The following is a 26180-nucleotide window of genomic DNA, read 5'->3' as shown; positions in this document are numbered from 1 at the left end:
TCTCCCGACCGCCGTTCCCAGCGACGAATTGCGAATAGGGAGCCGGGTGCCTGTCACCGCGCAAGCGCGTCACACGGCAGCATCAATCTGGTTGCGAATATGCCGTCGCGCCATTCCCGATCTATGGTTCCCTGCAATCCCCTGAGCGTTGCCTGCAGCAGGGTCGTGCCGAACCCGATCTGAGGGCTTTCCGATCGTTGACCACCGGTTTCGCGCCACAGGATAGAAACCGCTTCCCGGTCTGCCGTGATTTCGACGCGGAGCGATCCTTCGGGATTTGAAAGCGCGCCATATTTGACCGCGTTGGTGGCGAGTTCGTGGAACAACAGGGCGAGCGACGTCATTGCGTGCTGGCCCACCGCTGCATCGCAATCCGCGAGAGCGATGCCATCACTCTCATAGGGCGCCATCACCGCCGCAAGAATCTCGCCCAGGGTCGCGCAGGCGCCCTCCGACCCGTCCTCGCTGTGCAGCACGAGCGCCTGTGCGGCAGCGAGCGAGGTGATACGCGCAGTCAATTGCTCGGTGAATGTCTGCACATCATCGGCGCGGCGGCTGCCGATGCTGATGAGGCCCTGAACGATCGACAGCAGGTTCTTGACCCGATGCCGCATCTCGCCCAGCAGCAGCGCCTGCTCGTTCGCATGGCGCAATCGATCGCCGATATCCCGTGCGATCGTGGAGGCGCCGATGATCGTTCCGTCCGCGCTTCGAAGCGGGGAGATCGTCACTTCGACATGAACGGATATGCCCTGGCGGGTTCGCCGGACCGTCTCGAACCGGCCGATGCGATCACTAAGGCGAAGACGGGCGACGATATCCGCCTCCTCATGCAGCCGATCTTCCGGGACGATCAGGCTGATCGGCCGTCCGATAGCCTGCTCGCGCGAATAGCCGAACAGGCGCTCGGCGCCCGCATTCCAGCTGGTAATCGTGCCATCCAGCGTCTTGCTGAGGATGGCGTCGGTAGAATCCTCGACAATCGCCGCGAGCCAGGCGGCCGTGTCGGCGGAGAAGTGCGGGTCGGACAGGGAATGCAGGCTTGCCGGCGGCATGGTTCATCCTTCCTTGCGGCTGCGCATTGAAGGAGAGTATGTCGTCCGTGCAAGTGCGCGGCTGTTCCGACTGTGCGTTGGCCGTCGGCCAGCCAATGAGATAGCAGGTCCATTGGCAGACGACAAACTGACGGCCTGTTGTTTCGATATGATAATTGTCAGTCGTGCATGTAATGCGGTCAGTCGCTTTCGATGACCTTCCGGGCCTGCTCTCCCGCTTCGATCAGACTTTGGCCCGTGGCGATCGCGGCTTCCGCGGTCATGGTGATGGCAATCCCCCCCGGCCCTTCGAGGATGACGTGGCCATCCTCTGCCGTCGCGATACCGGGATCGGCGAACGGGTCGGTCGGCGAGTAGCTAGACATGGGGACCTTCCTTATCAACGCTTTGCGGAGGGGGATCGAGATAGAGATAGTCCGGCGAGAAATTCCCGCGCCGCGCGAGGGCTTCGGGATCGTCGATTTCGACCAGCGAGGAACGCATCTGGCAGAGGCCGGCTTCACGGAGCTGGCGCAGCACCCGGTTGATATGGACGGTGGTGAGGCCGCAAATCTCGGCGATGTCGGCCTGGGTGAGCGTCAGGACGAAACGCCGCCCGTCCGAGAGCCCCACCGCATAGAGCCGCGCATTCATCTCGCAAAGGAAATGCCCGACCCGCCCGACCGCATCCAGCCGGCCCACCCGAAAAAGCCAAGCACGATGCATGGCGGCGTCGATCAGCGTCGAGAACCAGAGTTTGCGGGCGAGCTCGGGGCGGGGATCGAGAACTTCCTTCAGCGCCTTATGCGGAACGAGCGCCACCGTGACGGCAGTGAGCGTGCCGATCGAATGATCGAGTTCGCGCATGGGATAGGCATGAAGATCGACGAACTCACCGGGAACATGGATAGAAACAAGCTGCCGCAAGCCCTTCCTGTCCTGGATGTAGCGGGACATGATGCCTTCGAGCAGGAAGGTGCTGACCTCGACATGTCTGCCCGCCTCGACGATGGCGAAACGCGGTTCGAAGGTCCGGACCTCGCTGATCGTGCTTTCCAGCCGCGCACGCTCCTCGGGCGTCAGAGCGACGCCGCGTCGGTTCGCGAGGAGTCGGTCCATCAACATCCGACAATCTGCCTGAATAAAGAACGCATGGTCTGAACGAGCGATGAGGCCTGGCCGATCCAGCCGAGGTGAAGTTTCGCTATGATCATTGTTAAGCGGCGGCGCTGACAGGCAACTCAACGGTTAGGGGCGGGTTCGTTGAAGATGTCGGCACCTACACAATGACGCGAGGCGAGCCGCTATCGTGACGGGACGTTCTTCACGCAGGAACGGCGTCATGAATGCCTTGTTTCTTCACTGAGCACAACACCCGCAGGAGAAGCGAAATGTCCGAACTGCGTGATGACGACGCGCCGATCACGACGTCGAAACGGTCCGACAAGATTGGCGATGCGACAGGCAATCTGGTGGAAGCGAAGGGCGATAGTCTTGTGGGCCGCTCGGTCACCATCAAGCGCCCGCGTGAAGAGCTCTATGCCTACTGGCGCGATTTCAGTCGGCTTCCCAGCTTCATGGACAATGTCGAGCGGGTCGATGTCATCGATGATGCGACCAGCCACTGGGTGGTCAAGGCGCCGGGCGGGAAAACGGTCGAGTGGGATGCGGTCATCACCGAAGAGCGCCCTAATGAGCTGATCGCCTGGGCGTCCAAGGACGGCGCTGACGTGCCCAATAGCGGCCGGATCGATTTCCGCGATGCGGGCGATCGCGGCACGGTGGTCACCGCGACGATTCTCTATGATCCGCCCGCGGGGTTCATCGGCAAGATCATCGCCAAAATGTTCCAGCGCGAGCCTGCCATCCAGGCGCGGCGTGACCTCAGGCGCTTCAAGCAGCTCATGGAAACCGGCGAGATCGCCACGGCGGCTCGCACCCGAAAGCAATTCGAAGAGGAGACGGCCTGATGCGCGCTCTGGCATGGCACGGAAAGCATGACGTCCGCGTCGATACGGTGGACGATCCCGAGATCCTCAACCCCCGCGACGCGATCATCAAGGTCACCTCGACCGCGATCTGCGGATCGGACCTGCATCTCTACGACGGCTATATCCCGACGATGCAAGCCGGCGACATTCTTGGGCATGAGTTCATGGGCGAGGTGGTGGAGACCGGTCCCGGGTCGACGCTCAAGAAGGGCCAGCGCGTCGTGGTGCCGTTCACGATCGCGTGCGGCGGCTGCTACCATTGCGGTAAGCACCAATATTCCGCCTGCGACAACGCCAACCCGGCCGACAATCAGGACATCGCCCAGACGCTCTACGGCCAGCCGATGAGCGGGCTGTTCGGCTACAGCCATATGACCGGCGGCTATGCGGGCGGTCAGGCCGAATATGTCCGAGTGCCGTTCAGCGATGTCGGCCCGATCGTCATCCCCGACGGGGTCGAGGACGACAAGGTGTTGTTCCTTTCCGACATATTGCCGACCGGCTGGCAGGCGGCGGAATATGCCGAGATCGAGCCCGGCGACACGGTCGCGGTCTGGGGCTGCGGCCCGGTCGGGCTGTTCTGCGTGCAGGCGGCGTTCCTGATGGGTGCCGAACGCGTGATCGCCATCGATCATTTCCCGCGCCGGCTCGAACTGGCGGCGAAGTTCGGCGCCGAGACGATCAATTTCGAAGAGAGCAAGACCTACGAGGCGCTGATGGAGATGACCGGCGGCATCGGCCCCGACGCCTGCATCGATGCGGTCGGGCTGGAGGCGCACGGCCTGTTCGCCGACAATGTCTGGGACCAGATCAAGGTCTCGACCTTCACGGGCACCGATCGCACCCACTCGATCCGCCAGGCGATCATCGCCTGCCGCAAAGGCGGGCGCGTCTCGATGCCGGCGGTCTACGGCGGCTTCGTCGACAAGTTTCCATTGGGCGCCTTCATGGAGAAGGGCCTGACCCTCAAGACCGGCCAGACCCATGTGCAGCATTATCTGCCGGGGCTGCTCAATGCGATCATGGAGGGGAAGATCGATACGACCTTCCTGATCAGCCATCGCATGCCACTGAGCGAGGCGCCCGATGGCTACAAGATCTTCCACGATCATCAGAACGACGTGACCAAGGTGGTCCTGAAGCCCGGGCTCGATCGGGTTGCCGCGTAAGGAGAGATGGGCATGGCCGATAAATTCGCGATCATCACGGGAGCCTCGACCGGCATCGGCTTCGAACTTGCGCATGTTGTCGCGGAGGACGGCTATGATCTGCTCGTCGTCGCCGATGAGCCGCTGATCGAAGCCGCGGCGCAGGATTTCAAGGATCACGGCGTCGATGTCCGATCGGTCCAGGCCGATCTTGCGACATTCGAAGGCGTCGACCGGCTCCTCACCGCGACCGAGGGCCGCCAGGTCGACGTGCTTTGCGCCAATGCCGGCGTCGGCACCGGCGGCCCCTTTTTGGAGCAGGAGGTGGCGCATTGGCGCCATTCCATCGATACCAACATCACCGGCACCATCTATCTGCTGCAGAAAGTGCTGACGGACATGGTCGCCCGCAACGCCGGCAAGATCCTCGTGACCGGATCGATCGCCGGCTACATCCCGGGCAGCTTCAACGCGGTCTACAACGCAACCAAGGCGTTCGTCGACAATTTCACCGAGGCGCTGCGCAACGAGATCAAGGATGTCGACGGGGTCACCCTCACCACGCTGATGCCGGGGGCGACGGAGACCGAGTTTTTCGAGCGCGCGGGCATGCTAGATACCGATGTCGGCCAGCGGGACAAGGCCGATCCCGCCAAGGTGGCGCGCGACGGCTGGAAGGCGATGCTCTCCGGCAAAGGGCATATCGTTTCGGGCCTTTCCAACAAGCTTCAGGTCGCCGCATCGGGCGTCGTGCCGCAATCGACGCTCGCGCAAATGCATCGCGGCATGGCCGAACCCGGCAGCGGGAAGGATTGAGCCATGCCCGGGGAAAAATGGTCGCAGGACGTGACCGAGCATTCGGACGCGCTCGATCTCGAGGATGGCGTGTTCAAACAGGACGACGCCGCGAAGATCGCGGCCTCGCTCAAGCGCTCGGCTGAGCACAGCAAGCGTCGCAAGGGTACGCCGCTCCAATCGGCAATGGGCATGCTCAACTTCTACATCAACCGCGCGGGTGACAATCTCGGCGAGGGCCAGCGACAGGTGCTGGAGAGCGCCAAGGATGAGCTGCGCAAGGCATTCGGCAAGGCACCGAAAGATGCACATAAGGAGAAGGCCCATGAATGATGACCGCACGGTGCGCGACGTCCCCACCGAGACGGTGCGCAATCCCAATATCTCGACCGAGAACCAGCCCGAGGGTGCCGCGCGGCGGCCGAGCGACACGCTCGACCGGGAGCCGAAGCGCGACCCGCTGAGCGGCGGGAGCATTCCCGATGATTACGACCCGCAGACGATGACTCGCGAGGGCGAGGAAGAGGATTCCAGAGCGGGCCGTGAAGGCGCCGGCCGGCGCTGAAGGGCGCACGCCAACCGATGGAGGCGACAATGGATAATCAACAAGACAAGAAGAACCCTGATGAGATGCCGCGCGGGCCATTGGGCGATGCACGGCCCGACGCCGCGGAAGGCGATGACCGCACTGGTGGTGGACAGCCGCAGGAGAAAGTGGAGGATCGCCCGGTGGTCGGCACGGTCAAGCCGGAAGATTATCCCGAGCAGCAGTGATGAAATGTCATATGAAGGAGTGAAGCACGACCGACCGGCGGCGGTGCTGCTCGAAGAGAAAGATGGCGGCGCGCCGATCACCGACGAAAGTGCGTTAATTCGTCACTAAGGGTTGGTTCGATCGTTTGTCCGTACTGTTACATTATGTGACGGCGCAACCGATCGACCGCAGGGAGACTTACGGAAGGGGGGGCATGTAGGAGGACAGAGCCTGCGATGACGGATGATACTAAGCCCACCGAATACGAGGGAACTTCCGGTGGTTGGGGATCCCTCCGCGGCATCGTCCAAACGATGGCCCGTGAAATGTCCTCGCCGGGCGCTTTAGCGACGCTTCGAACACAGAACAAGACCGGTGGTTTCATGTGCACCAGCTGCGCCTGGGGCAAACCGAAGCATCCCCATGCCTTCGAATTCTGCGAGAACGGCGCCAAGGCGACCTTGTGGGAACTGACGACGCGATGCTGCACGCCGGACTTCTTCGCCGAACACAGCGTCACCGAGCTGCGAAAATGGAGCGACCATGATCTCGAGCAGCAGGGGCGTTTGACCCATCCTCTGCGTTTCGACCAGGCGAGCGACCGTTATGTGCCGTGCAGTTGGGAGGAGGCATTCTCGGCGATAGGCGCGGGACTGAAGGCTATAGAGCCCAAATCCGCTGTTTTCTATGCGTCGGGGCGGGCGAGCCTTGAAACCTCCTATCTCTATGCGCTGTTCTCCCGCCTCTATGGGCACAACAATCTGCCCGACAGTTCCAACATGTGCCACGAAACGACGTCGGTCACGCTCAACAAACTGATCGGGTCGCCGGTCGGCACCTGCGTGCTCGACGATTTCGAGCAATGCGATGCCATCTTCTTCTTCGGCCAGAATACGGGAACGAACAGTCCACGTTTCCTCCATCCGCTGCAGAAAGCGGTGGAGCGTGGATGCAAGGTTGTGACGTTCAACCCCATCCGCGAGAAGGGATTGCTTGAATTCACCAACCCCCAACGGCCCGGCCAGATGCTGACCGGGCGTAACACACAGATCAGTTGTCAATATTTGCAGGTCAGGGCGGGCGGCGACATCGCCGCGATCATGGGGCTATGCAAATATGTTCTGGCTGCGGATGAACAGCGCGGCGGAACGGTGATCGATCATGATTTCATCGCAGCGCATTGCACCGGCTATGATGCCTTCCGCGCAAAGGCGGAAGCGACGTCTTGGGAGCGGATCGAACAGGAATCGGGGCTCAGTCGCGCCGATATCGAGGAAGCCGGACGGGTCTATGTCGAGGCGGACCGCGTGATCGGCGTCTATGGCATGGGCCTGACCCAGCATGTCCACGGGTTCGAAAATATCGCGATGTTGCTCAACTTGCTGCTGATGCGTGGGCATATCGGACGGCCGGGAGCCGGTATTTGCCCGGTGCGCGGCCACTCCAACGTTCAGGGTCAACGTACAGTTGGCATCTCCGAGAAACCCGAGCTCGTTCCACTAGACAAGCTCGCCGAGCAGTTCGATTTCGATCCGCCGCGCGACGAGGGCATGACGACGGTCAGGGTCTGTGAAGGCGTACTCGACGGATCGGTCCGCGCTTTCATCGGTCTGGGCGGCAATTTCCTGCGTGCCATTCCCGACCAGGGCCGGATCGAACCAGCATGGGAGCAGCTTGATCTGACAGTGCAGATCGCGACGAAACTCAACCGCTCACATCTGTTCAACGGGCGCACCGCCTATCTCCTGCCTTGCTTGGGCCGAAGCGAGGAAGACATGCAGGCTGGTGGTCCTCAGACAGTGACAGTCGAAGACAGCTTCAGCCACATTCACGGCTCGCTTGGCCATCGCCAGCCGGCCAGCGAGCATCTGAAATCGGAACTGGCGATCGTGGCTGGCATCGCAAAGACAACCCTGTCTGCAAATCCCAAGCTACGCTGGGACGAGTGGACGGACGACTATGGCCTCGTGCGCGATCTGATCGCCGAGACCTATCACGAGCAGTTTCACGACATGAACGCGCGGATGTTCGAGCCGGGCGGATTCTATCGGGGCAACGATGCACGCGAACGGATCTGGAAAACGGAAAGCGGCAAGGCGGAGTTCACCGCTCCTGAGATGCTGGCAGCCACCGATGTCGCCGACGCCGATGGCCGCTATCGCCTCGTCACCGTGCGCTCGAACGACCAGTTCAACACCACCATCTATGGGTATAGCGACCGCATGCGAGGAATCGAAGGCAAGCGGGATGTCATCCTGATCAGCCCTGTCGACATCGAGCGGGCGGGACTGGCGGCCGGGCAGCGCGTGTCGCTGGTGGGCGACGCCGGCGACCAGCATCTTCGCCGCATCGACGATCTGGAGATCGTGCCATTCGATCTGCCGGCTGGCACAATCGTGGGCTACTACCCGGAACTTAATCCGCTGATCGCCCTTGCCCACCACGACAGGAACTCCAAAACTCCGGCCAGCAAGGCCGTGCCTGTCCGCATCGAGAAGGTGGGCTGAACTTGGCGGAGCAATCCTTCGAAGATCCTGTCGGCAAGGCGATCGCTCAGGCGGCGTCCTCCACCCTGGCGACCAAGGCTCAGCAGGCCGTTTCGCGCCTGATGATCCTCGCTATCTTCGCTGGTGCGTTCATCGCGATGGGTTCAATCGCCGCGCTCGTATCGCAAGCGGCCATGGCTGATACCGGTTTGGTGAACATTGCTTCAGGGGCGGCGTTTTCCGTTGGCCTGATCATGGTCATGATCGTTGGAGCAGAGCTGTTTACCGGCAACACCATGCAGGTGCTTCCGGCCATTACCGGTGATCTTGGATTCGGCCGGCTCGCCAAGGCGTGGGCAGTCGTCTGGACCGGTAATCTGATAGGCAGTGGTATGATCGCACTGCTATTTGCCGCTGCAGGAGGGCTGACAGATGGCGTGGGCGATGCTGCGATCGCACTTGTTCAATCCAAGCTAGCGAAGCCAGCGGCCAGCGTATTCTCGTCAGCCATCCTCGCCAACATCCTCGTTTGCCTGGCGGTATGGATGGCGATGGGCGCGCAGACGATTCCGGCCAAGATCCTCGCGATCGTCGGCCCGGTGACGGTCTTTGTCGCGGCCGGGCTTGAGCATTCGGTCGCCAATATGTCGATCCTCCCCCTCGGCTGGCTTGCCGAAGCAGGGTCCGCAGTCGCCATTGCGGGTGGTGTGGCCAATCTGGCCATCAGCACGGCGGGAAATATCGTGGGTGGCGCCATACTGGCTCTTGGGCTCGCCTATGGTCATGACGCTCTGAGCGAAGCCGGGTGATTCAAGCGATGGGGGCATGCAAGTGACCAGCTATTGCGGCCCTGCGCCCCTTCCCGCCGAAGCGATGAATGCCTGGAACACGGACCCGGTGCTGCTCGCCGGCCTGGCGATGGCAATCGTACTGATCGGACGCACAGCCCGGCCTAGGCCCGCACTGGCCGGCGTGGCCGTTTTGGCGATAGTGTTCGTGTCGCCATTGTGCGCCATAAGCGTGGCGCTATTCTCAGCCCGGGCACTGCATCATATCCTGATCGTCGCGGTGGCCGCTCCTCTTATCGCGCTGGCCTTTCCTGCCCGCCGATCCGGCGCGCTGGGTTGCGCATTCGTTTCGGCTACCGCCTTGTTGTGGCTGTGGCACCTCCCGGCTCTGTACGATCGGGCGTTGATGGACACATTGGTCTACTGGGTCATGCAGTTGAGCCTGCTTGTCTCCGCCATCTGGTTCTGGCGCTGTCTGTTCGCGGCTCCGTCCGTTTCCTCCAGTCTCATGACGATCACTGCGATGGCCCAGATGGGAATGCTGGGCGCACTGCTCACTTTCGCGCCGACCGCGCTTTACGCTACCCATGCCGGAACGACGCTGGCGTGGGGCATGTCACCGCTGACCGACCAGCAACTGGCCGGTCTCATCATGTGGGTGCCCGGCGTCATCCCCTATGCGCTCGTTCTGGCGATCATAGCCAAGCGCGGCTGGGCCTCCATCGCAGCGACGTCATGATTACCGCGGTAAAATTCCTGCACCTTGCGGCCCTGTGCATCTGGTCCGCGGGGCTAGTGGGTCTACCGCTGCTGCTGGCACGCCATTATGCCAGTCACGATCAGGAGGAATATGGTCGGCTGCGGATACTGACGCACCATGCCTATATCGGACTTGTAACGCCGGCGGCCGTCTTCGCGATCGCGGCGGGCACTGCGCTTCTCTTCATGCGCGGCGTATTCGTGCCGTGGATGTTCGCGAAGCTGGTCGGCGTGGGAGCGCTCGTCCTGCTTCATGCGTGGATCGGGCACGTCACCCTGCTCGCCGGGGAACGCCAGGGCAGCTATGATCCGCCACGCGGTTGGCCGTTCACCCCCCTTATCGCAGCGGCGCTATCGGCGATCGTCATTCTGTTGCTGGTACTGGGCAAACCGCTGATTGACGAGCAGCTAGTTCCCGAATGGCTTCTCCAGCCGCAGGATCAGCCCTTGCCGGTGGACGAGGTGCCTAATTGATAGTCGAACACCAGCTTGCCGCCATGCCAACCGGTGATCGCGGTGAAGGCTGCCGCAAAGGCCGACAGCAGCAGCCCCCAGGGCAGCACCGCTTCCTCAAAGCCAGTCGTCAGGCGATAGCCCCAATTCGCCCCAAGCACGGAGAGCAGCATGACGGCGATGACGAAATGGGTCCAGCTTGCAGCCCGCGCGCGGATACCGGAGACGAGCAGCAACTCTACGGTACCGGATATCCCGGCAAGTACGCCGAGCAGAAAGGCCATGCCGCCAGCCCACAGCGCCGCCCGCGCCCAGAACAGGTCGCCGGTCCACCAGTAGAAGCCGTCGGCCCCGAGGGTGCTAATCGCCAGCGCCACGGGAAAGGCCACGAGCATGGCGTGGATCGGGTGTCCGGCCACCGCGATCTTCGATTCGGTGCGATGGAAATGCGGCTGATCCGCGATCGGATCGACAAGTGGGCCATCCGTTTCAAGGGGATCGGCGGCATCATCGTTGTTCAAGACCATTGGCGCATCATGCACCGGCTTTGCCGGATAGGGCCAGCCCTGATCGTGGGCGGCTGCGCTTCGCCAATGTCCACGCTCGATGCGCACGGGCCGGGCGCATCCGGTGTCGCCACCTTGTGGTGGGTGATGCTGGCGGGTGCTGCCGCCCTCACGATCCTGGTGTTGGCGCTGTTGGCGCTGTCGTTCCGCCGGCGCGGGCCTGGCGGGAAGGGCGGTGACGCGATCTGGCTTGGCTGGCTGGGGGTGGCCATGCCCGGCGCCGTCCTTGCGGCGCTTCTCGGTTATGCGCTCGTGCTCGGCAACCGCTCTTTGCCCCGTGCCGCACCCGACCTCGTCGTCGTCCATGCGACGGGACAGCAATGGCAATGGACATTCCGCCAACCCGGCGCGAGCACGCCGATCCTCACACGCGGGACGCTCCACATTCCCGTCGGCCGGCCCGTAGATGTCCATCTGGTCTCTGCCGACGTGATCCACAGCTTCTGGGTGCCACGCCTCGGTGGCAAGATGGATGCCATCCCCGGCCAGGTGAACGTGCTGCGGATCGTGGCCGACAGGCCGGGACTGTATGAGGGACAATGCGCCGAGTTCTGCGGACTCGATCACGCGAGTCACCGCTTCCGCGTCATCGCGCATGACGCCGCAGGCTGGGCAGCTTTCCGGCAAGGCGCTGGCCAATGACCGCGCTGCGTCGTCATCTGGCGCTTACCGCGATCTGGCGCGCGCCCAAGGGTTGGCGCGGGACGCTGGTATCGGTCAACCATTCGGACATCGGCAAGCGCTTCATCCTGGCTGCCTTTGCCTTCTTCGCGATCGGCGGCGTGCTCGCGATGCTGATCCGGGCGCAGCTGGCCACGCCGGACAGCGCCTTTGTCGGTCCTGCTGTCTACAATCAGCTTTTCACGATGCACGGCAGCATCATGATGTTCCTGTTTGCGATCCCCATGTTCGAGGGGCTGGCGCTCTATCTGCTACCCAAGATGCTCGGCAGCCGCGACATGGCATTTCCCCGGCTCTCCGCCTATGGCTGGTGGTGCTATCTGTTCGGCGGCACGATCCTGATCGCGGCGCTGGCGCTCGGTGTGGCACCTGACGGCGGCTGGTTCATGTACACGCCGCTGTCGTCGAAAGCCTATACACCCGGGATCAACGCCGATGTCTGGCTGCTCGGCATCACCTTCGTAGAGATTTCGGCCATAGCCGCGGCGATCGAGATCAGCGTCTCGATCCTCAAAATCCGCGCGCCGGGCATGCGGCTGGACACGATGCCGCTGTTCGCCTGGTATCTGCTCATCACCGCGCTGATGATGATCGTCGCCTTTCCGCCGCTGATCCTGGGATCGATCCTGCTGGAGGTGGAGCGGGCGTTCGGCTGGCCGTTCTTCGATCCATCCCGGGGGGGAAGCCCGCTCTTGTGGCAGCATCTCTTCTGGCTGTTCGGACATCCAGAGGTGTACATCATCTTTCTGCCGGCCGCCGGGGTGGTTTCCACCGTGCTCCCCGTCATGGCCCGCACCGGCATCCTTGGCTATGGCTGGATCGTCGCCGCGCTGCTGGCGCTCGCGTTTCTCAGCTTCGGGCTGTGGGTGCATCACATGTTCACCACCGGCATTCCGCACTTGGCGCTGGGATTTTTCTCGGCCGCCTCCGCGCTGGTTGCGGTGCCGACCGCGTTGCAGATCTTCGCCTGGATCGGGACGTTGTGGAACGGCCGGCCGGAACTCAAGCTGCCGATGCTCTACCTCGTCGGCTTCTTCCTCGTGTTCGTGCTCGGTGGGCTGACCGGCGTGATGCTGGCGATGGTCCCCTTCGATGCGCAGGCCCATGACAGCCATTTCGTCGTCGCGCATCTGCATTATGTCCTGGTGGGCGGGTTCATTTTTCCGATGCTGGCGGGCGCCTATTACTGGCTGCCACATTTCACCGGCCGGTCGCGCGTCCCGCGCCTCGGCGAGGCCGCATTCTGGCTGATCCTCATCGGTTTCAATCTGACGTTCTTCATGATGCACCTTACCGGGCTGCTCGGCATGCCGCGCCGCATCTATACCTATCCGGCGGAGATGGGCTGGACCGCGCTCAACCTGCTGTCGTCGGTCGGCAGCTTCATCATGGCTTTCGGTTTCGCGCTGTTTGCGCTGGACGTCGGCTTGCAGATTTTCCTCTCCCGCCGCTCCCGGCGCAATCCATGGCGCGCCGGCACGCTGGAATGGGCAATGCCTATCCCGGCACCGACCTATAACATCGCCAGTCAACCGCACGTCACCGACCGCGAGCCGCTCGTCATCGATCCGGGGCTCGCGCTTCATCTGGCGCGCGGAGAGGGCTATCTGGCCGAGGCGCGGCACGGCTGGCGTGAGACCATGGCGGTCGACTCTGTTAGCGGGGCGATCGACCATGTCGTGATTCTGCCGGGCAACACCCGCCTTCCCATCGTTACCGCAGCCGTGACGGGCGGCTTTTTCCTATCCGTGCTGTTTGGATATTACTGGCTCACGCTCGTACCTTTTGCCGGGGTCGTCGCTCTGGGCTGGTGCTGGGCATGGAAGCTGGGCGCGCGCGAGGATGTCGGCGTGGTCTCGATCGGATGCGGAAAGACCGCGCCGATCCACCGCGAGGCGGCCGGAGCGCCGGGCTGGTGGGGCAGTATCTTCCTTCTGGTCGCCGATGGGGTTCTGTTGGCATCACTGCTCTTTGGCTACGCTTTTCTATGGGTCGTTGCCCCAGGCTGGCCGCCGCCGCAGATTATCAACGATGGGCACGCTATCGGGATCGTGACGGCACTCGCGGCCATGACTGGTCTACTGCTGGCACGCAGAGCAGAACGTAAGGCGAGGACGGATGAACTGTCTTCGGCTGGTCTGGCGGCTTTGCTTGCAGCGATTGCCCAGGCATCCGCGGTCGCGGGGATGATCGTGATCGGGATCACATCGCTGCCGTCTCCTGACAGCCATGCCTATGCGGCAATCGCCTGGGCGCTGTTGGCCTATGGCGCGATCCATGCCGTTCTCGCGGGCCTGTGCGCCGCGTTCGCCCGCGCGCGAATCGCCGCTCGCTATGTCTCGGCCGCGCGTGTGCTGGAACTGTCGCTGGCGCGGCTGTTTGGCGATTTTGCCGGTATGACGACGCTGATCGTCCTTGCCTGCCTTTTTGTCCCGGGGGTCGCGCGGTGAAGCTTCTGGCACGGGCCAGCGCCGGACTGATCGTCTGGGCAGCGGGTTTTTCGCTTCTCTATGCCCTCCACGGTCTGGGATGCGCCAGTGGCTGGAAAAGCATGTGGCCAGGCAAAGCGAACCTGTTCATCTGGGTGCTGGGAACAGTCTGGTTCCTGGCCCTGGGCGCCGGCATCGGGACGATCTGGTGGACCTGGAAAACGCTGGTTGGTTTCGAAAGGCACCTGGCTGTAGCATCGGCAGGTGCGGGTTTCGCCGGAACATTCATCACCGGTGCACCCATTGCTTTGGTATCCGCCTGCCTGTGAGCAATTTCCTTCCGGAACGAATGGTACCATTCGCGCTTTATTTGGGACGGCCATTTTATATACGGAAAAAGAATATTCGTCGTCGTTCCTCTATAAGCAGAGGCGCATCCCTGGAATGAGGGACCGACTGCCATCATCACCTTATGTTCCTGACGTGGGGGACGACCTCTCCAGTTCCGTTTCGATCGGTCAGAGGTTCGAGCGGTTGTTCCCGTCGGACGAAGGCGCCCCGAGCGATCGCCCTATCGCTGTGGAGAGCCCCGTTGCCATTGAAGTCAACGGCATCGGCTACGCAGTTTTGATGGCGACACCGGCCGAACTCGAAGATCTCGCCACCGGTTTTGCCCTGAGCGAGCGATTGGCGGACAATGCCAGCGACATCATCGACATCTATGTCTATCACAGCGCCATCGGATGGATCATACGCCTCACCTTGTCCGCGCATTTGGCAAGCCGCGTGCATGATCGTGTCAGGCACCGCGCATCGGAAAGCTCGTGTGGTTTGTGCGGGATTGAAAATCTCGAGCAAGCAATGCGTCCGTTGCCGAAAGTTCATAACAGCTTCGCCGGTTCGCACCGGGCGGTTTTCACCGCTATCGCCAGCTTGCGCGATCTCCAGCCGTTGAACCATCTCACCGGGGCGGTCCACGCGGTCGCACTGTGCGATCATGAAGGCACGATCAGGTTGGTGTGCGAAGACGTCGGTCGGCACAATGCGTTCGACAAACTCATCGGCGCCATGGCGCGCAGGCAGATGGATTGGTCCGGAGGATTCGCACTGCTCAGTTCGCGCTGTTCCTATGAGTTGGTGGAAAAGGCGGCACTTGCCAATTGTCCGCTACTGGCCACCATCTCCGCGCCGACAGATCTTGCCATCGCTCGGGCCGCCGAGGCTGGGCTACCGCTGATTTCACTGGTCCGCCCGGACGCGGCGCTTCTTGCCCGATGACCCTGCTGGGAGCCGTGCTGGCGGGCGGTCAATCACGGCGGTTTGGCAGCGACAAGGCTTTGGCAGCCTGGAAAAACCGTCCATTGATCGACCATGTGATTGGCACGCTCCGGCCGCACGTCGATACGGTACTCATATGCGGCCGGGAATGGAACGAGGAGATATCGGCACCCGATATTCCCGGACCGGGCCGCGGCCCTCTGGGTGGGCTTAATGCTGCCATGGCTTACGCTACGTGTCACGGCCTCGATCGGGTTTTGAGTGTCCCATGCGATGTCCCGACCCTGCCGGACAGCCTTTTGCGGCGCCTGAAAGCGTGCGATGAGCCGACCTATCTTCAGGAGCATCCTGTGATTGGAATTTGGCCGAGCGCGCTCGCTGCGACGCTCGATCGTCATTTAGCCGGCAACATTCGCGGCTCCATGCGGGAATGGACCGGCTTGATCGCCGCTGGCTCCCCCAAACTGCTAGAGGGAGAGCAACTTCCCAACATCAACCGAACGACGGACTTGATGACGCTGGGGTCTCATGGGTAGGGCAAGGCCCGACGTCGATACGGCTTTGCGGATACTGCGCGATCACGCGCCCGAACTTTCCACAGAAATGGTGCCGGCTTTCGCTGCTTCCGGCCGGGTCGTTGCTACGCCTCCACTGGCTCAACTGCCAGTCCCCAGATTCCGCGCATCGGCCATGGACGGCTTCGCGCTGGCCAGCGATTTCACCTTAAGAGCTTCGGCAGACGATCCTGTTCATATGCTGGTTGTCGAGCGATACGGAGCGGCAGGCGTATCGCCGGAAAGTCTGCGCGCGGGTGAGGCGGCACGCATCGCGACTGGCGCGCCCGTTCCGGACGGAGCGGACTCAGTCTTGATCGAAGAAAAGGCTGTCAGCACCATGGTTGGTGGCGGCCGCCGGCTATCGCTTACCACGCCGGTGCCCGCGGGAAGCAATATCCGCCTGCCGGGCGAAGATGTGCCTGCCGGAGCCCCATTGGTGGCGCGGGGCAAGCTGCTCTCACCCGCCGGTATCGGGTTGATGGTGGCGGCGGGAGTGCCCGAGGTGGAGGTCCGGCGTTGGCCACGGGTGCGGCTCGTCTCCACTGGTTCAGAACTGGCGGCCGATGCGGCGTCACTGGATCATCATCCTGCGCGCATTCCCGACAGTAACGGGCCCATGCTAATGGCAGCACTGCGTGAAATTGGATTGCCGTACCATTCTTCTCACCATGCGGCCGATGAGGCGAATCAACTTGAAAAGGGCCTGATCGACCAGGATGCGGATATCCTCATTTCGACAGGTGGTGTGTCTGCTGGCGACTTTGACCTGATCCCCGGCACGCTCGAAAAACTCGGTGCGACCATTCATCTCCATGCGTCCCGGCAAACCAATATTGTTCGCGACGCTAGCGGATAACAGGCCATTTTTGGGCCTGCCGGGAAATCCTGTCGCCGCCGCCGTGGGATTCCGCTTCTTCTTTGGCGCTTTGCTGCGAGAAATGCTTCGCGTTCCGATCGAAGCCGGCATCCCGATCAAAACCCGAATACCGCGCCGTCCCGGAACGACATTATTCTTGCGGGGTCGTGCCCACCATGATGACTATGGTGCTCTTGGTATAGAGCTTGAGGGCGATCAGCGGTCCCATATCCTGTCGTCGGTAGTAGCCGCTGATAGCTGGATACGGGTCGATGGCGATGAAACACGCGCGCCCCTGCTGTTTTCGCAACTGCTTTCCCTTAAATCATAGGATTCAAGCCTTGCGAGGGCGTTCCGCGCGATAAATGTGGCAGGGCGGAATATTCCGCCAAACATAGGAGGTTTCAACGCCTCCGAAGCGCTCGGCGAGCAGTGGAGCTATCGTCGAGCGCATCTGATAGGCGAGGAGCGCCCCTCGTCGCTGAAGGATCCGCGCACTTGTATCGAGAGTGCGAGCGCCCTCCTCGGCGGACATTGTCGAAAATGGAATGCCGGTGACGATGAGATCGGCGGATCCAAGCCCATGCTTTTCCAGAATGAGGTCGGCGGACGCGGCGGGCGCGGGGACCGCCAGCAAACGAGAATCTTCAATGGTTCGGCGCAGATGGCGGGTGAATCGCCGGCTGAGGTCGATGGCCACCAACCGGCTGTCTCGCGGCATCCTTTCAAGGAGGGCTCGGGACAAAGGTCCGGTGCCCGGCCCAAATTCGACAACGACGCGCGCATTCATCCAGTCGACCGGTTGCAGCAATGCTTTGACCAAGTAGCGCGATGCCGGAAAGGCTGAGCCGACAAGATTGGGGCGGCGGAGAAATTCGCGTATGGAGACTTGGAGCCCCCCGCCATCACGGTTGCGCGAGGTCCCCTCCTTATCAGAAATATCGAAAGAGGTGGCCATCAACTGCTCTCATTCATTGTCGACATTCCCGATAAACGAGCAGCCCTGGATGAAGTTTCGCCGGACAGCAAAGTGCACGAGGTCCCGCTCCAAGCGGACTGATTGCGGCACAGGGTTCACGGCGCTGGTTGATCGCTAGAGGTATCCGGAACGAAATCGGCGCATTTGGCTTTCCGGACTTGTACTCATCCCCACCTGCAGGAACCTCATGCGCGCGCTTCTCGTCCATAACGACAATGCCGGCACTGATCCCGATCCGCGAGAGGCGATCGAAGCGGTGCTGGGGGCAGCGGGCATCGATACGATCTATTGCGCTCACGGCGACGAAGATCTGGCGGTCGCGCTGCAAGCCCCTGTCGATTTCATCATCGCTGCGGGTGGTGACGGCACGGTCGCCGATGTCGTCTCGGAGATCGAGAATGCCGATCGCCCGATCGCGATCCTTCCGTTGGGCGGTTCAAACAACATCGCCCATGCCCTGGGCGTTGATGGACCTTGGCGCGATCTGCCGGGGCGGTGGTCGATCGACCAGTGGACATGGCTGGATCGATGCGAGGCTGACGGGCCCTGGGGTTGCAAGCGGTTCGTCGAAGCATTGGGGTCGGGCGTGCTGACCGACGCTGTCGACGAGGCGGAGGAGGAACCGGCCTCAGCTGCGGAGAAGCAGGCCAATGGCCGTGCGGCGTTCCGAAAGGCGCTTGCGAGGGCCGATCCCTTCCACTGTGCCATCGACGCGGACGAGTGGTCGTGGGAAGGCCAGTGTCTGATGGTCGAGGTGATGAACATCGGCTACGCTGGCTCCCGCCTCGCGCTTGCCCGAAACGCCTTGCCTGGCGACGGTATGCTCGACGTTGTGATCGTCACTCCGGATCAGCGTGACAGCCTCCTCCATTGGGCCGTGACGCCCGATGACCAGCCCTGTCCAATCCCGGCAAGGCCGGCGGCGACAGTCCGCATGACCGTCAAGGACCGCCCGTTTCGTCTAGATGATCGCTCGCCCAACGAGAATTTGTCGGGGGCTGTTGACATCCGCATCCGTGTGCCGGCGGTCAGGATTCTCAAGCCTAAGGTACTCGTGTGACACAGGATCGCTTTCTTCAGCCAGAGCCGGAATTGCTATCCCGCATCGAAAGCGTTGCGGTCGAACTGGCGCAATTGGGCGGCGCTGAAATCCGCGCTGCACTGGGCGGCCTGTTGCGGATCAAGTATAAGGGGACCGAAGAGAACCCGATGCACCTCAAGGATCCGGTCTCGGAGATTGACGGCCGTGTAGAGGCGCTCATTCGCGGCCGCCTGGGTGAAACCTTTCCGACACACGACATCGTCGGCGAGGAGATCGATCACCGGCCAAGCCCTGGTCACGATTTTCTGTGGGCCGTCGATCCGATCGACGGCACCGCCAACTTCATCAACAGCTTCCCTCTCTTCGCCTCCTCGGTGGGCGTGCTCTATCGCGGCCAGCCAATCGTCGGGGCGGTCTGGTGCAGCGCGAGCCATGCTCTGGAACCTGGCGTCTATCACGCAGCGGCAGGGGAGCCTCTCCGCTTCAACGGCGCACCGCTCGACAGCGCGCTCAACCCCGCGATCCGGCGGCGGCTCGGCGGCGAGCCCCATGCCCGCGCCGGCGCGCCTCATGGTTGGGACGGGCGGAAGACCGGGTCCGCTGCCATCGAGTGCGCCTTTGTCGCAGCGGGGATCCTGGAGATGGCGTGGTTCGAGCGTCCCAACATCTGGGATGTGGCGGGAGGCCTGGCGCTCGTTCGCGCCGCCGGCGGGGATCTCATCGAACATCGCGACGGCAGCTGGAAGGCGTTCTCGGGGTTTGGTGGACCGGGCACAGATCCGGGGCGCTGGTCGGCGCCGATCGCGCTCGGGAAACCGTCCACCCTTCACCATTTCAGTGAACAGTCGCCGCTCTGAGGACGAACGGCGCTGCGAATATCAGCCGGCGGCGCCAAGCGGTGCCGAGCCTCATTTGCGGAGCGCTCTATGCTGGATTTCTTGGCACGAGGACCAGCACCCGGTTCTCAACCCGCCAGGACGCCAGCTGAGACAGGAAGTTCATGCCGAGCACGTCCACATTGCCGAGCGCCGGCGAGATCACGACCTTCAGGTTCCGCGCCTCGATGCTGCCGAGGCTAAGCCATTCGACGGTGCCGGTCTCAGCCTGCACCGCGCCATTCGCCGTCCGCAGGATCACCGGCAACAGTCCGACGCCGTGCGGCACCGAGGCAAGTTCCGCAGTAGGCTGAGAGAGGGCGGTGATCGTCGCGCCGCTATCCACCAGCATGCGTCGTTCGAGGCCGTTGATCGATACCTGCGCCCAGAAATGACCATCGCGAGCCATGCGGATGCGCACTTCACCGCCGACGACGTCCTGGCTGTCGAGCCCGAGCCTGGCTGTCAGGCGCGCGAGATTGGGATCGAAGGGAGCCTGCTTGAAGAGCAGGAAAAGGCAGAAGGCGAGCAATGCGAAGGAGAAAAGTGAGCGCAAGAGCCGGCCGACATAGGGAAGTTTGAAAAGCAGGATCAGCAAGAGAGCGGCGCCGCCGGCATAGAGCGCCATTTGCTGCCATTCCGGGTTGGTCGTGATCGGCACTTTGACCTCGGGCTGCGATCAATATGACAATCAACAGCAGCCGCAGGCATTCGATCCCGCAACGGCCTATCCCATTGTGCAAGGAGACCAAACGGCGAGAGCCATTTCTGCGCCGAAGTGTTGCGCCCATGGTGGCCGAACCGATGGCTCGCACGTTCATCGTAAAACGACATCCGAGCGACAGGAGAACGGACATGGCCGATCTGAGTGAGATCAAGGAGCATATGGAAATCATCGGTGCCGACGGCGTCCACATCGGCACGGTCGACAAGGTGGAAGGGGATCGCATCAAGATGACGAAGGCCGACAGCGGCTCCCATAGCGATCACCACCATTATTTGTCAGGCGGTCTCGTCGCTGCGGTCGAAGGCAACCAGGTCCGTCTGTCGGCGGCGGGGGATGCCGCGGTGCTACTCGAAGAGGAGGACGGCGGCGAACCTCTTTCGGACAAGCGGTCCTGACCGAAGCCGCAAGAGAGGCCAGGGGCGCATGGGCGCCTCTGGCGATCGGTCAACGTCATTTCAGGAGATGGAAATGAGCGACCTCAAGAAAAGACCCCAGAATCGCGAGGTGGAGAATGAGATGATCTGCCCGCCCGCAGAGCAAGGGAAGCCGCCCAGATCCGTGACCGAGCCCAAGCCGAAAGCGGGCCGGCGCGCTCGCCAAAAGCAAGGCTGACGATGCCCAGGTGCGCGCCGGTCAGACAATGCAGCGATCCCAGCTTCCATAGCGCTCCCTGATCTCGCCGCGCCGTAAACTGAGCGCGATGAGCAAAGCCCCGACCACGATGCTTGCGACGCTGTGCGTGGCGTCGGCGCCGAACAGGAACGGCGTCACCATCGTTGATGCGCCAAGCGGAATGAGACAGTAGCGCACCGGCCGCGCCACTTCCGCGGCAGCCAGGGAGATCACCGTCAACGCGAGAAAGCCGACAAGGTGATCCGAGTGGGCCATCGTCCCGTCCGCCCCGAACGTCAGCCGCGTGAACAAGAGCGATGTTGCCAGCAAGGCGGCGAGCGCGAGATTCCAGGGAAGATTGACGCCGCCCGCCCACATCTCGCGAAGCACCTCGGCAGGGCCCCGTTCGAACTCATCGGTCCGTGGCTTGCGCTGGCCGCTGTCGGTGTCGCCGAACAGGAAGACCCGCAGCCACGGACGTCCGGCGCGTGTCCGTCTCCGCACGAACTGGACGGTCGCAAGCAGCTCATCGAGCGAATAGGGGATCTGGATCAGCATGGCGGCAGCGCCGATCAATGTCAGCGTCGCCCAGGTTCCGATGACGATGGGCTGGATGATCACGAACAGGATCGAGACAATACCGAGCGGCGCGATCATAAGCCCGAACAGGAATACCAGCCATGGCATGGTGCGCCAGCGCGCGCGAGCGCCGACGATGCCGGTAACGATCTCGAGCGCATAGGTATATCCGCCGAGCGCCGCGTCGGGGATCGGAAACGCTTCGGATACCGAAGAGGTGATCACCGCCTCGGTGCCGTTTTTCTCCGGTTCGTCCGGAAGACCGGGGAAGAACGGTTCCCAGACGCTCTCGATATGACCAAGCTGATAGGCCGTCAGATAACGTGCGACCAGTAGTCCGATCAGCGCAAGGACGATGATCGGCAACCGTTGCGTCCAGGCGGAAGGGTTGTAGCTCCAGCCCGGAGGGATATCCGGCCCGGTCATCGCCGCGACCATCGAGGTTCCGGGTTCGGGGCGCGTGCCGACCGCGAGGCCGAAAGCGAACGCCCCGACCAGCGTGTCGGACAGGAATGCGGCCGGATTGGCCGTCCAGAACAGGAAGGGGATCGCCATGATGCCGGCGGCAACCGCGGCGGATGCCCAGCGCGCCCAGGCCATGCGCCAGGACAGGGACAGGGTGGAAAAGACGATCAGCGCCGTCCCGAATATGATCTCCGACCAGAAAAGCGCCGGCTCCTCGACTTCGACGATCACAGGTTGGACCAGGATCCAGCATCCGAGCGCGATATTGACGAAATGCGCCCATCGCGTGTCGCCGTTCGCCTTGCGGCGCCACTCGTCGTGGCGCACGCGCAACGCCTCGGGGTCCTCGCCGATCGCTTCGGCCTCGGTGACGAATGCGGGCGGCGGAATGCGGTTGCCCTCGTACCAGGCGGCAGGGTCGTTCTTCAGCGCGGCGACGATGGCGGGCAGTTCGTCTTCGAGGCGGTGCCTGGGTTCCCATCCGAGGAGCGCACGAGCGCGGCTGATATCGAGCGCATAATGGTCGCTCGCCATCCTTGTCATGAACGGCTGGATGAACGGACGCGTGCCCTGGTCGATCGCGTCCGGGATAACCGGCTCGGCTTTGTCCTGAACCCACGCTCCGATTCCCGCGACGGCGGACGGCACGCGCAGCGTGGCCCACTCGTCCTTGCCATGGATGAGCGCACCCAGGCGGTCCTGCAGGTCGTCGTAGCCGATCGCATCGGGTTCGCCGACCAGGATGACGGTCTCACCGGCAAGCTGGTCACGACGGTCGATCGTACGGACGAAGGCGTCGATCATGTCCTCGCGATGGATCATCGCCTGCCCGGCATCGGTATCGCCGGAATAAAGATGGCTTTGGAAATCGCGTTCATAGATCCGGGCGACCTGGTTGGCGAAGGTCGGAACGGACGTGCGTTCGTCGTAGACGCCGGCGAGGTGCAGGAAGACAACCGGTATGCCGCCCCGCGCAGCACTGATCGCCTGCTCGGCTTCGGCCTTGGAACGGGGATAGGCCCAGCCCGGCGCGATGGGGCGGCTCTCGTCGATCCGCTCACCTGGAGAGCACGGTTCATGCACCAGCATCGTGCCTGAATAGACGAACTGTTCGACCTTGAAGCGCTGCAGGCCGCGGATGAGATTGCGGCTGCCCTCGACGTTGACGGACTTATATTGTGGTTTGTCCTCGCCGCTGAAGTCGAAGAAGGCGGCTAGGTGAACGACGCTGGCGATTTGGCGACCGTGCTCGGTTCCGATCCGCTCGAGCGCCTCGACGACGCTTTTCTCGTCGGTCAGGTCCACTTCGATAACGGGATAGTTCGTGTCGCCCTTCGTCACGTCGAGGCCGACCACCCGATAGCGATCCTGCAGCGCACCGGCCAATGAACGGCCGATATTCCCGGCAGCGCCGGTGATCAGAACAACGGGTTTGTCGGTCATCGGCATCCCCAAAGCGGTGGGTGTAACGGATGGCCCGGGCGGCCATCTGGGGAAAATCATTCCCTGTCCACGAGTAGTAACCGTTCCAGCCGCGGAAGTTTCCAGGTCGAGGCATGAGGCAGGCGCGGTCCGTAATCCCCAAGCGTTCCGAAACGCACACCAACGCACGGTGGATACCGCAGCGCCGGTGCCGGCGTGTACCCGACAACTTGACCGATCTCGGCGCGCCGCGATGCAGATGTTATCCCGCCGTCTCGCGGTCGGACGCCGCACCAGGGATGCAAAGTCGTCCCGAAGCGACATGCGCAGAACGTCGAAGCGGGAACGCCGTGAGGAGGCGGCAGTTTGCCTACCATGCCGCTTTCAAACGCCGCCGATTACCCGATATGGGTCAATGTCCTGATCTTCGCCGCAGCAGGGGCGGTGATCTGGGTGTCGGGCGGGCGGCTGACCCGCGCGCTCGATGCGATCGCAGCGAGGACACGGCTCGAACATGTCTTTGTCGGCATGCTTCTGCTCGGCGGCATCACCTCTCTTCCCGAACTGGCCAACGTCGCGACCGCCTCGAGCATCGGCAACCCCTCTCTCGCGGTCAACAACCTTCTCGGCTCGGCCGCCATCAACATTTTGCTGCTGGCGATTGCCGATGGCCTGGTCGGCCGCAAGGCGGTGACATCGATCGTTGTCCAGCCATCGACCATGATGATGGCCGCTCTCTGCATGATCATCCTGATCGCGATCGCCGGCCTTATCGTTCTTGGCGACATGGCTGTGGGGCCTTTGGGCATCGGCGGCCTGACTATCGGCATTCTCTGCCTTGCCTTTCTGTGGCTGGCCGCCGGACATGACGAGCGCACCAGCTGGGCGCTCAAGGAGGAAGGGGCCCCCGAAAAGAGGGGGAAAGAGGAGGTGTCCACCGCCCCGCTCGCTATTCTGTGGGCGCGCGTTGCCTTCCATGGCGCGCTGTTGTTTGCCGCGGGCTACGCGCTATCCCAGACCGGAGACGCGATCGCGCAGCAGGCCGGGCTGACCAGCGCGATCGTCGGATTTGCGCTGATTGGCACAGCGACCTCGCTGCCTGAACTGGTAACCGTGATCGCCGCGCTGAAGCTGGGTCGGCCCGAAATGGCGTTCGGCCAGATCCTCGGCACCAACTTCATCAATCTGTCCCTGCTTCCGGTTGGTGACTGGATCTTTGATGGCGAGCCGGTGGTGAATATGCTTGGTCCATTCGAAACCCTCTCGGCGCTGCTCGGCGCCGTGCTCATCGGTATCTTCATGGTCGGTCTCCTGGAACATCGGGACCGGACGATTTTCAGAATGGGTCTGGATTCCGCGGCGGTGATCGTCTCGTTCGCGCTTGGCCTGGCATTGCTTGCCGGCCTGCCGGCACAGGACTGAGGATTCATAATACAATGCGTTTTGGCAGCCATCGATCGTGACGAACTGGATCTCCGATCTCGTCGAATCCATGGGCTATCTGGGCATAGGCTTGCTCATGTTCCTCGAGAATCTCTTCCCGCCGATCCCGTCGGAGCTTATCATGCCTTTGGCTGGCTACAGCGCCGCCCAGGGAAAGCTCAGCCTCGTTGGCGTTTTGCTGTCGGGAATGACCGGCACGGTCGCAGGTGCGCTATTCTGGTATAGCGTCGCTCGCATCGTGAACGAAGAACGGCTCCGACGTTGGGCCGATCGACATGGACGTTGGCTCACCCTGGATGGGAACGATATCAGCCGTCTCGAAGACTGGTTCTGCCGGCATCGAAACTGGGCCGTCCCTAGCGCCCACGTCATCCCCGGGTTGCGAACGCTGATTTCGATCCCGGCCGGCATATTCGAGATGCCGCTCGTTCGCTTCATCCCGCTGACAATTCTCGGTTCCGGGCTATGGACCTGTGCATTGGGCCTGGCGGGATATGCGCTCGGCGAACGCTTTGACGCGGTGGATCGCTATCTGGGACCGGCCAGCAGCATCATAATGGCCTGCCTGCTGGCATTTTATTTCTGGCGCGTTGCAAGGTTCAGACCTGACAGGTCCGGTTAGGGACTAGCTTTTGCCCGATTTACTAAGCCTGCGCCCTATGAATAGCCGGAACCCGGAAAGGCCGCTCGTAGCAACAGTTGTGCCCGATGAGCGCCGCAGCGGCCTCGGCGGGCGTCACCTTCTTGGCGAGCGCGGGATTTGCGATGCGGTTGGCTTGGCTCAACGGGCCGACAACTCGGCCACGGCAAAGCGGTCTTGCACGTTGGCGACCTCTGTCCCCTGCTTGCCAGGCAGCGTCATCGAGACGACGCCTTGAACGAGCAATATGCTCAGGAAGAGACCTAGACCGACCTGCAGCCTTATACGACTCTGTTCGATCCGACCGGCAACCGCGGCACGTCTGCGATCCGTCATCATAGCCTCCCAATGGTAGTTTCGCCGACGTTGCTAGCGCTGCGCCCGAAGTGGAAATATCCGGGAAGTTACTAAGGTCCGGGGCACCGGATACGAGCCGTCCTCCTTGCGAGAGGACATCTACGTAGTGCGATTTCCCTGCTGCATCTGCACTAGCGGATCACTCTGGAGGAGCGAATCTCGAGATGGCCGCTGGTGCCCTGATGCACGTGCCCGCCCCCTGGATAGGATCGCAGAGTCTCTCCACCGCACAGTGGTGGCAGCAGTTGCCCGGATGAAATCAGGCCTTGCCCCTACGAGGCTCGACAAGGCGCTGCCCAATTGGAGCCACCACTTCGCATTCTCGCCCGGCAAGTCTCTGAGGTGGTCCCGGAAATTCGGACAGGGTGTTAAGCTCATCCCGACCTGAAGGAATGGACGGGAATGAAGACGACGAGGAAGCGCTACAGCGCGCAGTTCAAGGCCAAGGTGGCGATGGAAGCGAT

At 62.5% G+C, this 26180-nt stretch carries 31 protein-coding genes; 24 read left to right on the top strand and 7 right to left on the bottom strand.

Translation table 11 applies throughout. The features are described 5' to 3' along the window. Positions 1-53: 53 nt before the first annotated feature. From ACFQ24_RS07955 to ACFQ24_RS07945, 3 genes are all read right to left on the bottom strand, one after another. Complete coding sequence (locus ACFQ24_RS07955; protein WP_380910290.1) at positions 54-1055, bottom strand: PAS domain S-box protein; 1002 nt, start codon at positions 1053-1055, stop codon at positions 54-56. A gap of 179 nt (positions 1056-1234) precedes the next feature. Continuing rightward, the gene (locus ACFQ24_RS07950) at positions 1235-1420 is read right to left on the bottom strand and encodes a hypothetical protein (RefSeq protein ID WP_185703110.1); all 186 of its coding nucleotides are present in this window, start codon (positions 1418-1420) and stop codon (positions 1235-1237) included. Continuing rightward, a complete protein-coding gene (locus ACFQ24_RS07945) occupies positions 1413-2159 on the bottom strand; it encodes a Crp/Fnr family transcriptional regulator (RefSeq protein ID WP_185703111.1) in 747 nt (248 codons plus the stop codon). Before ACFQ24_RS07945 ends, ACFQ24_RS07950 begins: the two co-directional genes overlap by 8 nt. 266 nt (positions 2160-2425) lie before the next feature. On the opposite strand from ACFQ24_RS07945, the gene ACFQ24_RS07940 reads away from it, so the two are divergent. The 10 genes from ACFQ24_RS07940 to ACFQ24_RS07895 all read left to right on the top strand — a co-directional run bounded on the left by ACFQ24_RS07940 (position 2426) and on the right by ACFQ24_RS07895 (position 10229). Continuing rightward, positions 2426-3004, top strand: a complete 579-nt coding sequence (locus ACFQ24_RS07940; RefSeq protein WP_025290546.1) for an SRPBCC family protein — start codon at positions 2426-2428, stop codon at positions 3002-3004. Then, entirely contained in the window at positions 3004-4194 is a 1191-nt protein-coding gene (locus tag ACFQ24_RS07935; protein ID WP_025290545.1) for a zinc-dependent alcohol dehydrogenase, read from the top strand. The genes ACFQ24_RS07940 and ACFQ24_RS07935 overlap by 1 nt, the downstream gene beginning before the upstream one ends. A 12-nt stretch (positions 4195-4206) precedes the next feature. Then, positions 4207-4989: an SDR family NAD(P)-dependent oxidoreductase gene (locus ACFQ24_RS07930; protein ID WP_025290544.1), complete on the top strand. Its 783-nt coding sequence runs from the start codon at positions 4207-4209 to the stop codon at positions 4987-4989. A gap of 3 nt (positions 4990-4992) precedes the next feature. After that, entirely contained in the window at positions 4993-5301 is a 309-nt protein-coding gene (locus tag ACFQ24_RS07925; protein WP_025290543.1) for a DUF3175 domain-containing protein, read from the top strand. After that, entirely contained in the window at positions 5294-5533 is a 240-nt protein-coding gene (locus ACFQ24_RS07920) for a hypothetical protein (protein WP_025290542.1), read from the top strand. The genes ACFQ24_RS07925 and ACFQ24_RS07920 overlap by 8 nt, the downstream gene beginning before the upstream one ends. 29 nt (positions 5534-5562) lie before the next feature. Continuing rightward, positions 5563-5742, top strand: coding sequence for a hypothetical protein (locus ACFQ24_RS07915; RefSeq protein ID WP_025290541.1), 180 nt, complete (start codon positions 5563-5565; stop codon positions 5740-5742). 216 nt (positions 5743-5958) lie between these two features. After that, positions 5959-8229, top strand: a complete 2271-nt coding sequence (locus ACFQ24_RS07910) for an FdhF/YdeP family oxidoreductase (RefSeq protein WP_380910286.1) — start codon at positions 5959-5961, stop codon at positions 8227-8229. Between the two features lie 2 nt (positions 8230-8231). After that, positions 8232-9017 carry a formate/nitrite transporter family protein gene (locus ACFQ24_RS07905; protein WP_245648741.1) on the top strand — a complete coding sequence of 262 codons (786 nt, stop codon included), beginning with the start codon at positions 8232-8234 and terminating at the stop codon, positions 9015-9017. Positions 9018-9033: 16 nt separating this feature from the next. Continuing rightward, a complete protein-coding gene (locus ACFQ24_RS07900; RefSeq protein WP_025290537.1) occupies positions 9034-9735 on the top strand; it encodes a cytochrome c oxidase assembly protein in 702 nt (233 codons plus the stop codon). Beyond that, the gene (locus tag ACFQ24_RS07895; RefSeq protein ID WP_380910284.1) at positions 9732-10229 is read left to right on the top strand and encodes a CopD family protein; all 498 of its coding nucleotides are present in this window, start codon (positions 9732-9734) and stop codon (positions 10227-10229) included. Before ACFQ24_RS07900 ends, ACFQ24_RS07895 begins: the two co-directional genes overlap by 4 nt. Here ACFQ24_RS07895 and ACFQ24_RS07890 read toward each other — a convergent pair. Continuing rightward, positions 10196-10627, bottom strand: a complete 432-nt coding sequence (locus ACFQ24_RS07890; protein ID WP_380910282.1) for a DUF2231 domain-containing protein — start codon at positions 10625-10627, stop codon at positions 10196-10198. The two genes, ACFQ24_RS07895 and ACFQ24_RS07890, sit on opposite strands and share 34 nt — an antisense overlap. Before the next feature lie 27 nt (positions 10628-10654). Here ACFQ24_RS07890 and ACFQ24_RS07885 point away from each other — a divergent pair, with 27 nt between their 5' ends. The 7 genes from ACFQ24_RS07885 to ACFQ24_RS07855 all read left to right on the top strand — a co-directional run bounded on the left by ACFQ24_RS07885 (position 10655) and on the right by ACFQ24_RS07855 (position 16906). After that, positions 10655-11416 (top strand): cytochrome c oxidase subunit II, encoded by a 762-nt coding sequence (locus ACFQ24_RS07885; RefSeq protein ID WP_380910280.1) that lies wholly within the window; start codon positions 10655-10657, stop codon positions 11414-11416. Continuing rightward, positions 11413-13905: a cytochrome c oxidase subunit I gene (gene ctaD / locus ACFQ24_RS07880; protein ID WP_380910278.1), complete on the top strand. Its 2493-nt coding sequence runs from the start codon at positions 11413-11415 to the stop codon at positions 13903-13905. Before ACFQ24_RS07885 ends, ctaD begins: the two co-directional genes overlap by 4 nt. After that, the gene (locus ACFQ24_RS07875) at positions 13902-14213 is read left to right on the top strand and encodes a hypothetical protein (RefSeq protein WP_380910276.1); all 312 of its coding nucleotides are present in this window, start codon (positions 13902-13904) and stop codon (positions 14211-14213) included. The genes ctaD and ACFQ24_RS07875 overlap by 4 nt, the downstream gene beginning before the upstream one ends. 154 nt (positions 14214-14367) lie before the next feature. Then, a complete protein-coding gene (fdhD, locus tag ACFQ24_RS07870) occupies positions 14368-15162 on the top strand; it encodes a formate dehydrogenase accessory sulfurtransferase FdhD (protein ID WP_380910274.1) in 795 nt (264 codons plus the stop codon). Then, positions 15159-15698: a molybdenum cofactor guanylyltransferase gene (locus tag ACFQ24_RS07865; RefSeq protein WP_380910272.1), complete on the top strand. Its 540-nt coding sequence runs from the start codon at positions 15159-15161 to the stop codon at positions 15696-15698. Before fdhD ends, ACFQ24_RS07865 begins: the two co-directional genes overlap by 4 nt. Continuing rightward, positions 15691-16575, top strand: coding sequence for a molybdopterin molybdotransferase MoeA (locus ACFQ24_RS07860; RefSeq protein ID WP_380910270.1), 885 nt, complete (start codon positions 15691-15693; stop codon positions 16573-16575). Before ACFQ24_RS07865 ends, ACFQ24_RS07860 begins: the two co-directional genes overlap by 8 nt. Next, on the top strand, positions 16532-16906 hold the full coding sequence (locus ACFQ24_RS07855) for a hypothetical protein (protein WP_380910268.1): 375 nt from the start codon (positions 16532-16534) through the stop codon (positions 16904-16906). Before ACFQ24_RS07860 ends, ACFQ24_RS07855 begins: the two co-directional genes overlap by 44 nt. A gap of 3 nt (positions 16907-16909) precedes the next feature. On the opposite strand, the gene ACFQ24_RS07850 is transcribed toward ACFQ24_RS07855, so the two are convergent. Continuing rightward, the gene (locus ACFQ24_RS07850) at positions 16910-17533 is read right to left on the bottom strand and encodes a class I SAM-dependent methyltransferase (RefSeq protein WP_380910266.1); all 624 of its coding nucleotides are present in this window, start codon (positions 17531-17533) and stop codon (positions 16910-16912) included. Positions 17534-17741: 208 nt separating this feature from the next. Here ACFQ24_RS07850 and ACFQ24_RS07845 point away from each other — a divergent pair, with 208 nt between their 5' ends. Continuing rightward, positions 17742-18614 carry a diacylglycerol/lipid kinase family protein gene (locus tag ACFQ24_RS07845; RefSeq protein ID WP_380910265.1) on the top strand — a complete coding sequence of 291 codons (873 nt, stop codon included), beginning with the start codon at positions 17742-17744 and terminating at the stop codon, positions 18612-18614. Further along, positions 18611-19453: an inositol monophosphatase family protein gene (locus ACFQ24_RS07840; RefSeq protein WP_380910263.1), complete on the top strand. Its 843-nt coding sequence runs from the start codon at positions 18611-18613 to the stop codon at positions 19451-19453. Before ACFQ24_RS07845 ends, ACFQ24_RS07840 begins: the two co-directional genes overlap by 4 nt. Before the next feature lie 67 nt (positions 19454-19520). On the opposite strand, the gene ACFQ24_RS07835 is transcribed toward ACFQ24_RS07840, so the two are convergent. Next, positions 19521-20099 (bottom strand): retropepsin-like aspartic protease family protein, encoded by a 579-nt coding sequence (locus tag ACFQ24_RS07835; RefSeq protein WP_380910261.1) that lies wholly within the window; start codon positions 20097-20099, stop codon positions 19521-19523. Positions 20100-20326: 227 nt separating this feature from the next. Here ACFQ24_RS07835 and ACFQ24_RS07830 point away from each other — a divergent pair, with 227 nt between their 5' ends. Both ACFQ24_RS07830 and ACFQ24_RS07825 read left to right on the top strand, forming a co-directional pair. Next, positions 20327-20593 (top strand): DUF2171 domain-containing protein, encoded by a 267-nt coding sequence (locus ACFQ24_RS07830; protein WP_025290525.1) that lies wholly within the window; start codon positions 20327-20329, stop codon positions 20591-20593. A gap of 73 nt (positions 20594-20666) precedes the next feature. Beyond that, complete coding sequence (locus tag ACFQ24_RS07825; protein ID WP_158013863.1) at positions 20667-20810, top strand: hypothetical protein; 144 nt, start codon at positions 20667-20669, stop codon at positions 20808-20810. 21 nt (positions 20811-20831) lie between these two features. Here the strand turns inward: ACFQ24_RS07825 and ACFQ24_RS07820 are convergent, their stop codons facing one another. Beyond that, on the bottom strand, positions 20832-23297 hold the full coding sequence (locus tag ACFQ24_RS07820; protein ID WP_380910259.1) for an NAD-dependent epimerase/dehydratase family protein: 2466 nt from the start codon (positions 23295-23297) through the stop codon (positions 20832-20834). Positions 23298-23651: 354 nt separating this feature from the next. On the opposite strand from ACFQ24_RS07820, the gene ACFQ24_RS07815 reads away from it, so the two are divergent. The 3 genes from ACFQ24_RS07815 to ACFQ24_RS07805 all read left to right on the top strand — a co-directional run bounded on the left by ACFQ24_RS07815 (position 23652) and on the right by ACFQ24_RS07805 (position 26104). After that, positions 23652-24698: a sodium:calcium antiporter gene (locus ACFQ24_RS07815; RefSeq protein WP_025290523.1), complete on the top strand. Its 1047-nt coding sequence runs from the start codon at positions 23652-23654 to the stop codon at positions 24696-24698. Between the two features lie 37 nt (positions 24699-24735). Then, on the top strand, positions 24736-25341 hold the full coding sequence (locus tag ACFQ24_RS07810) for a DedA family protein (protein WP_380910256.1): 606 nt from the start codon (positions 24736-24738) through the stop codon (positions 25339-25341). 481 nt (positions 25342-25822) lie between these two features. Continuing rightward, complete coding sequence (locus ACFQ24_RS07805) at positions 25823-26104, top strand: poly-beta-hydroxybutyrate polymerase N-terminal domain-containing protein (protein ID WP_380910299.1); 282 nt, start codon at positions 25823-25825, stop codon at positions 26102-26104. Positions 26105-26180 lie beyond the last annotated feature (76 nt).

The sequence above is a fragment of the Sphingobium olei genome, from assembly GCF_042678845.1.
GTDB classification, from domain to species: domain Bacteria; phylum Pseudomonadota; class Alphaproteobacteria; order Sphingomonadales; family Sphingomonadaceae; genus Sphingobium; species Sphingobium olei.
The sequence above is the reverse complement of the archived record's forward strand: the minus strand, read 5'-3'. Positions and strand labels throughout refer to the sequence as shown.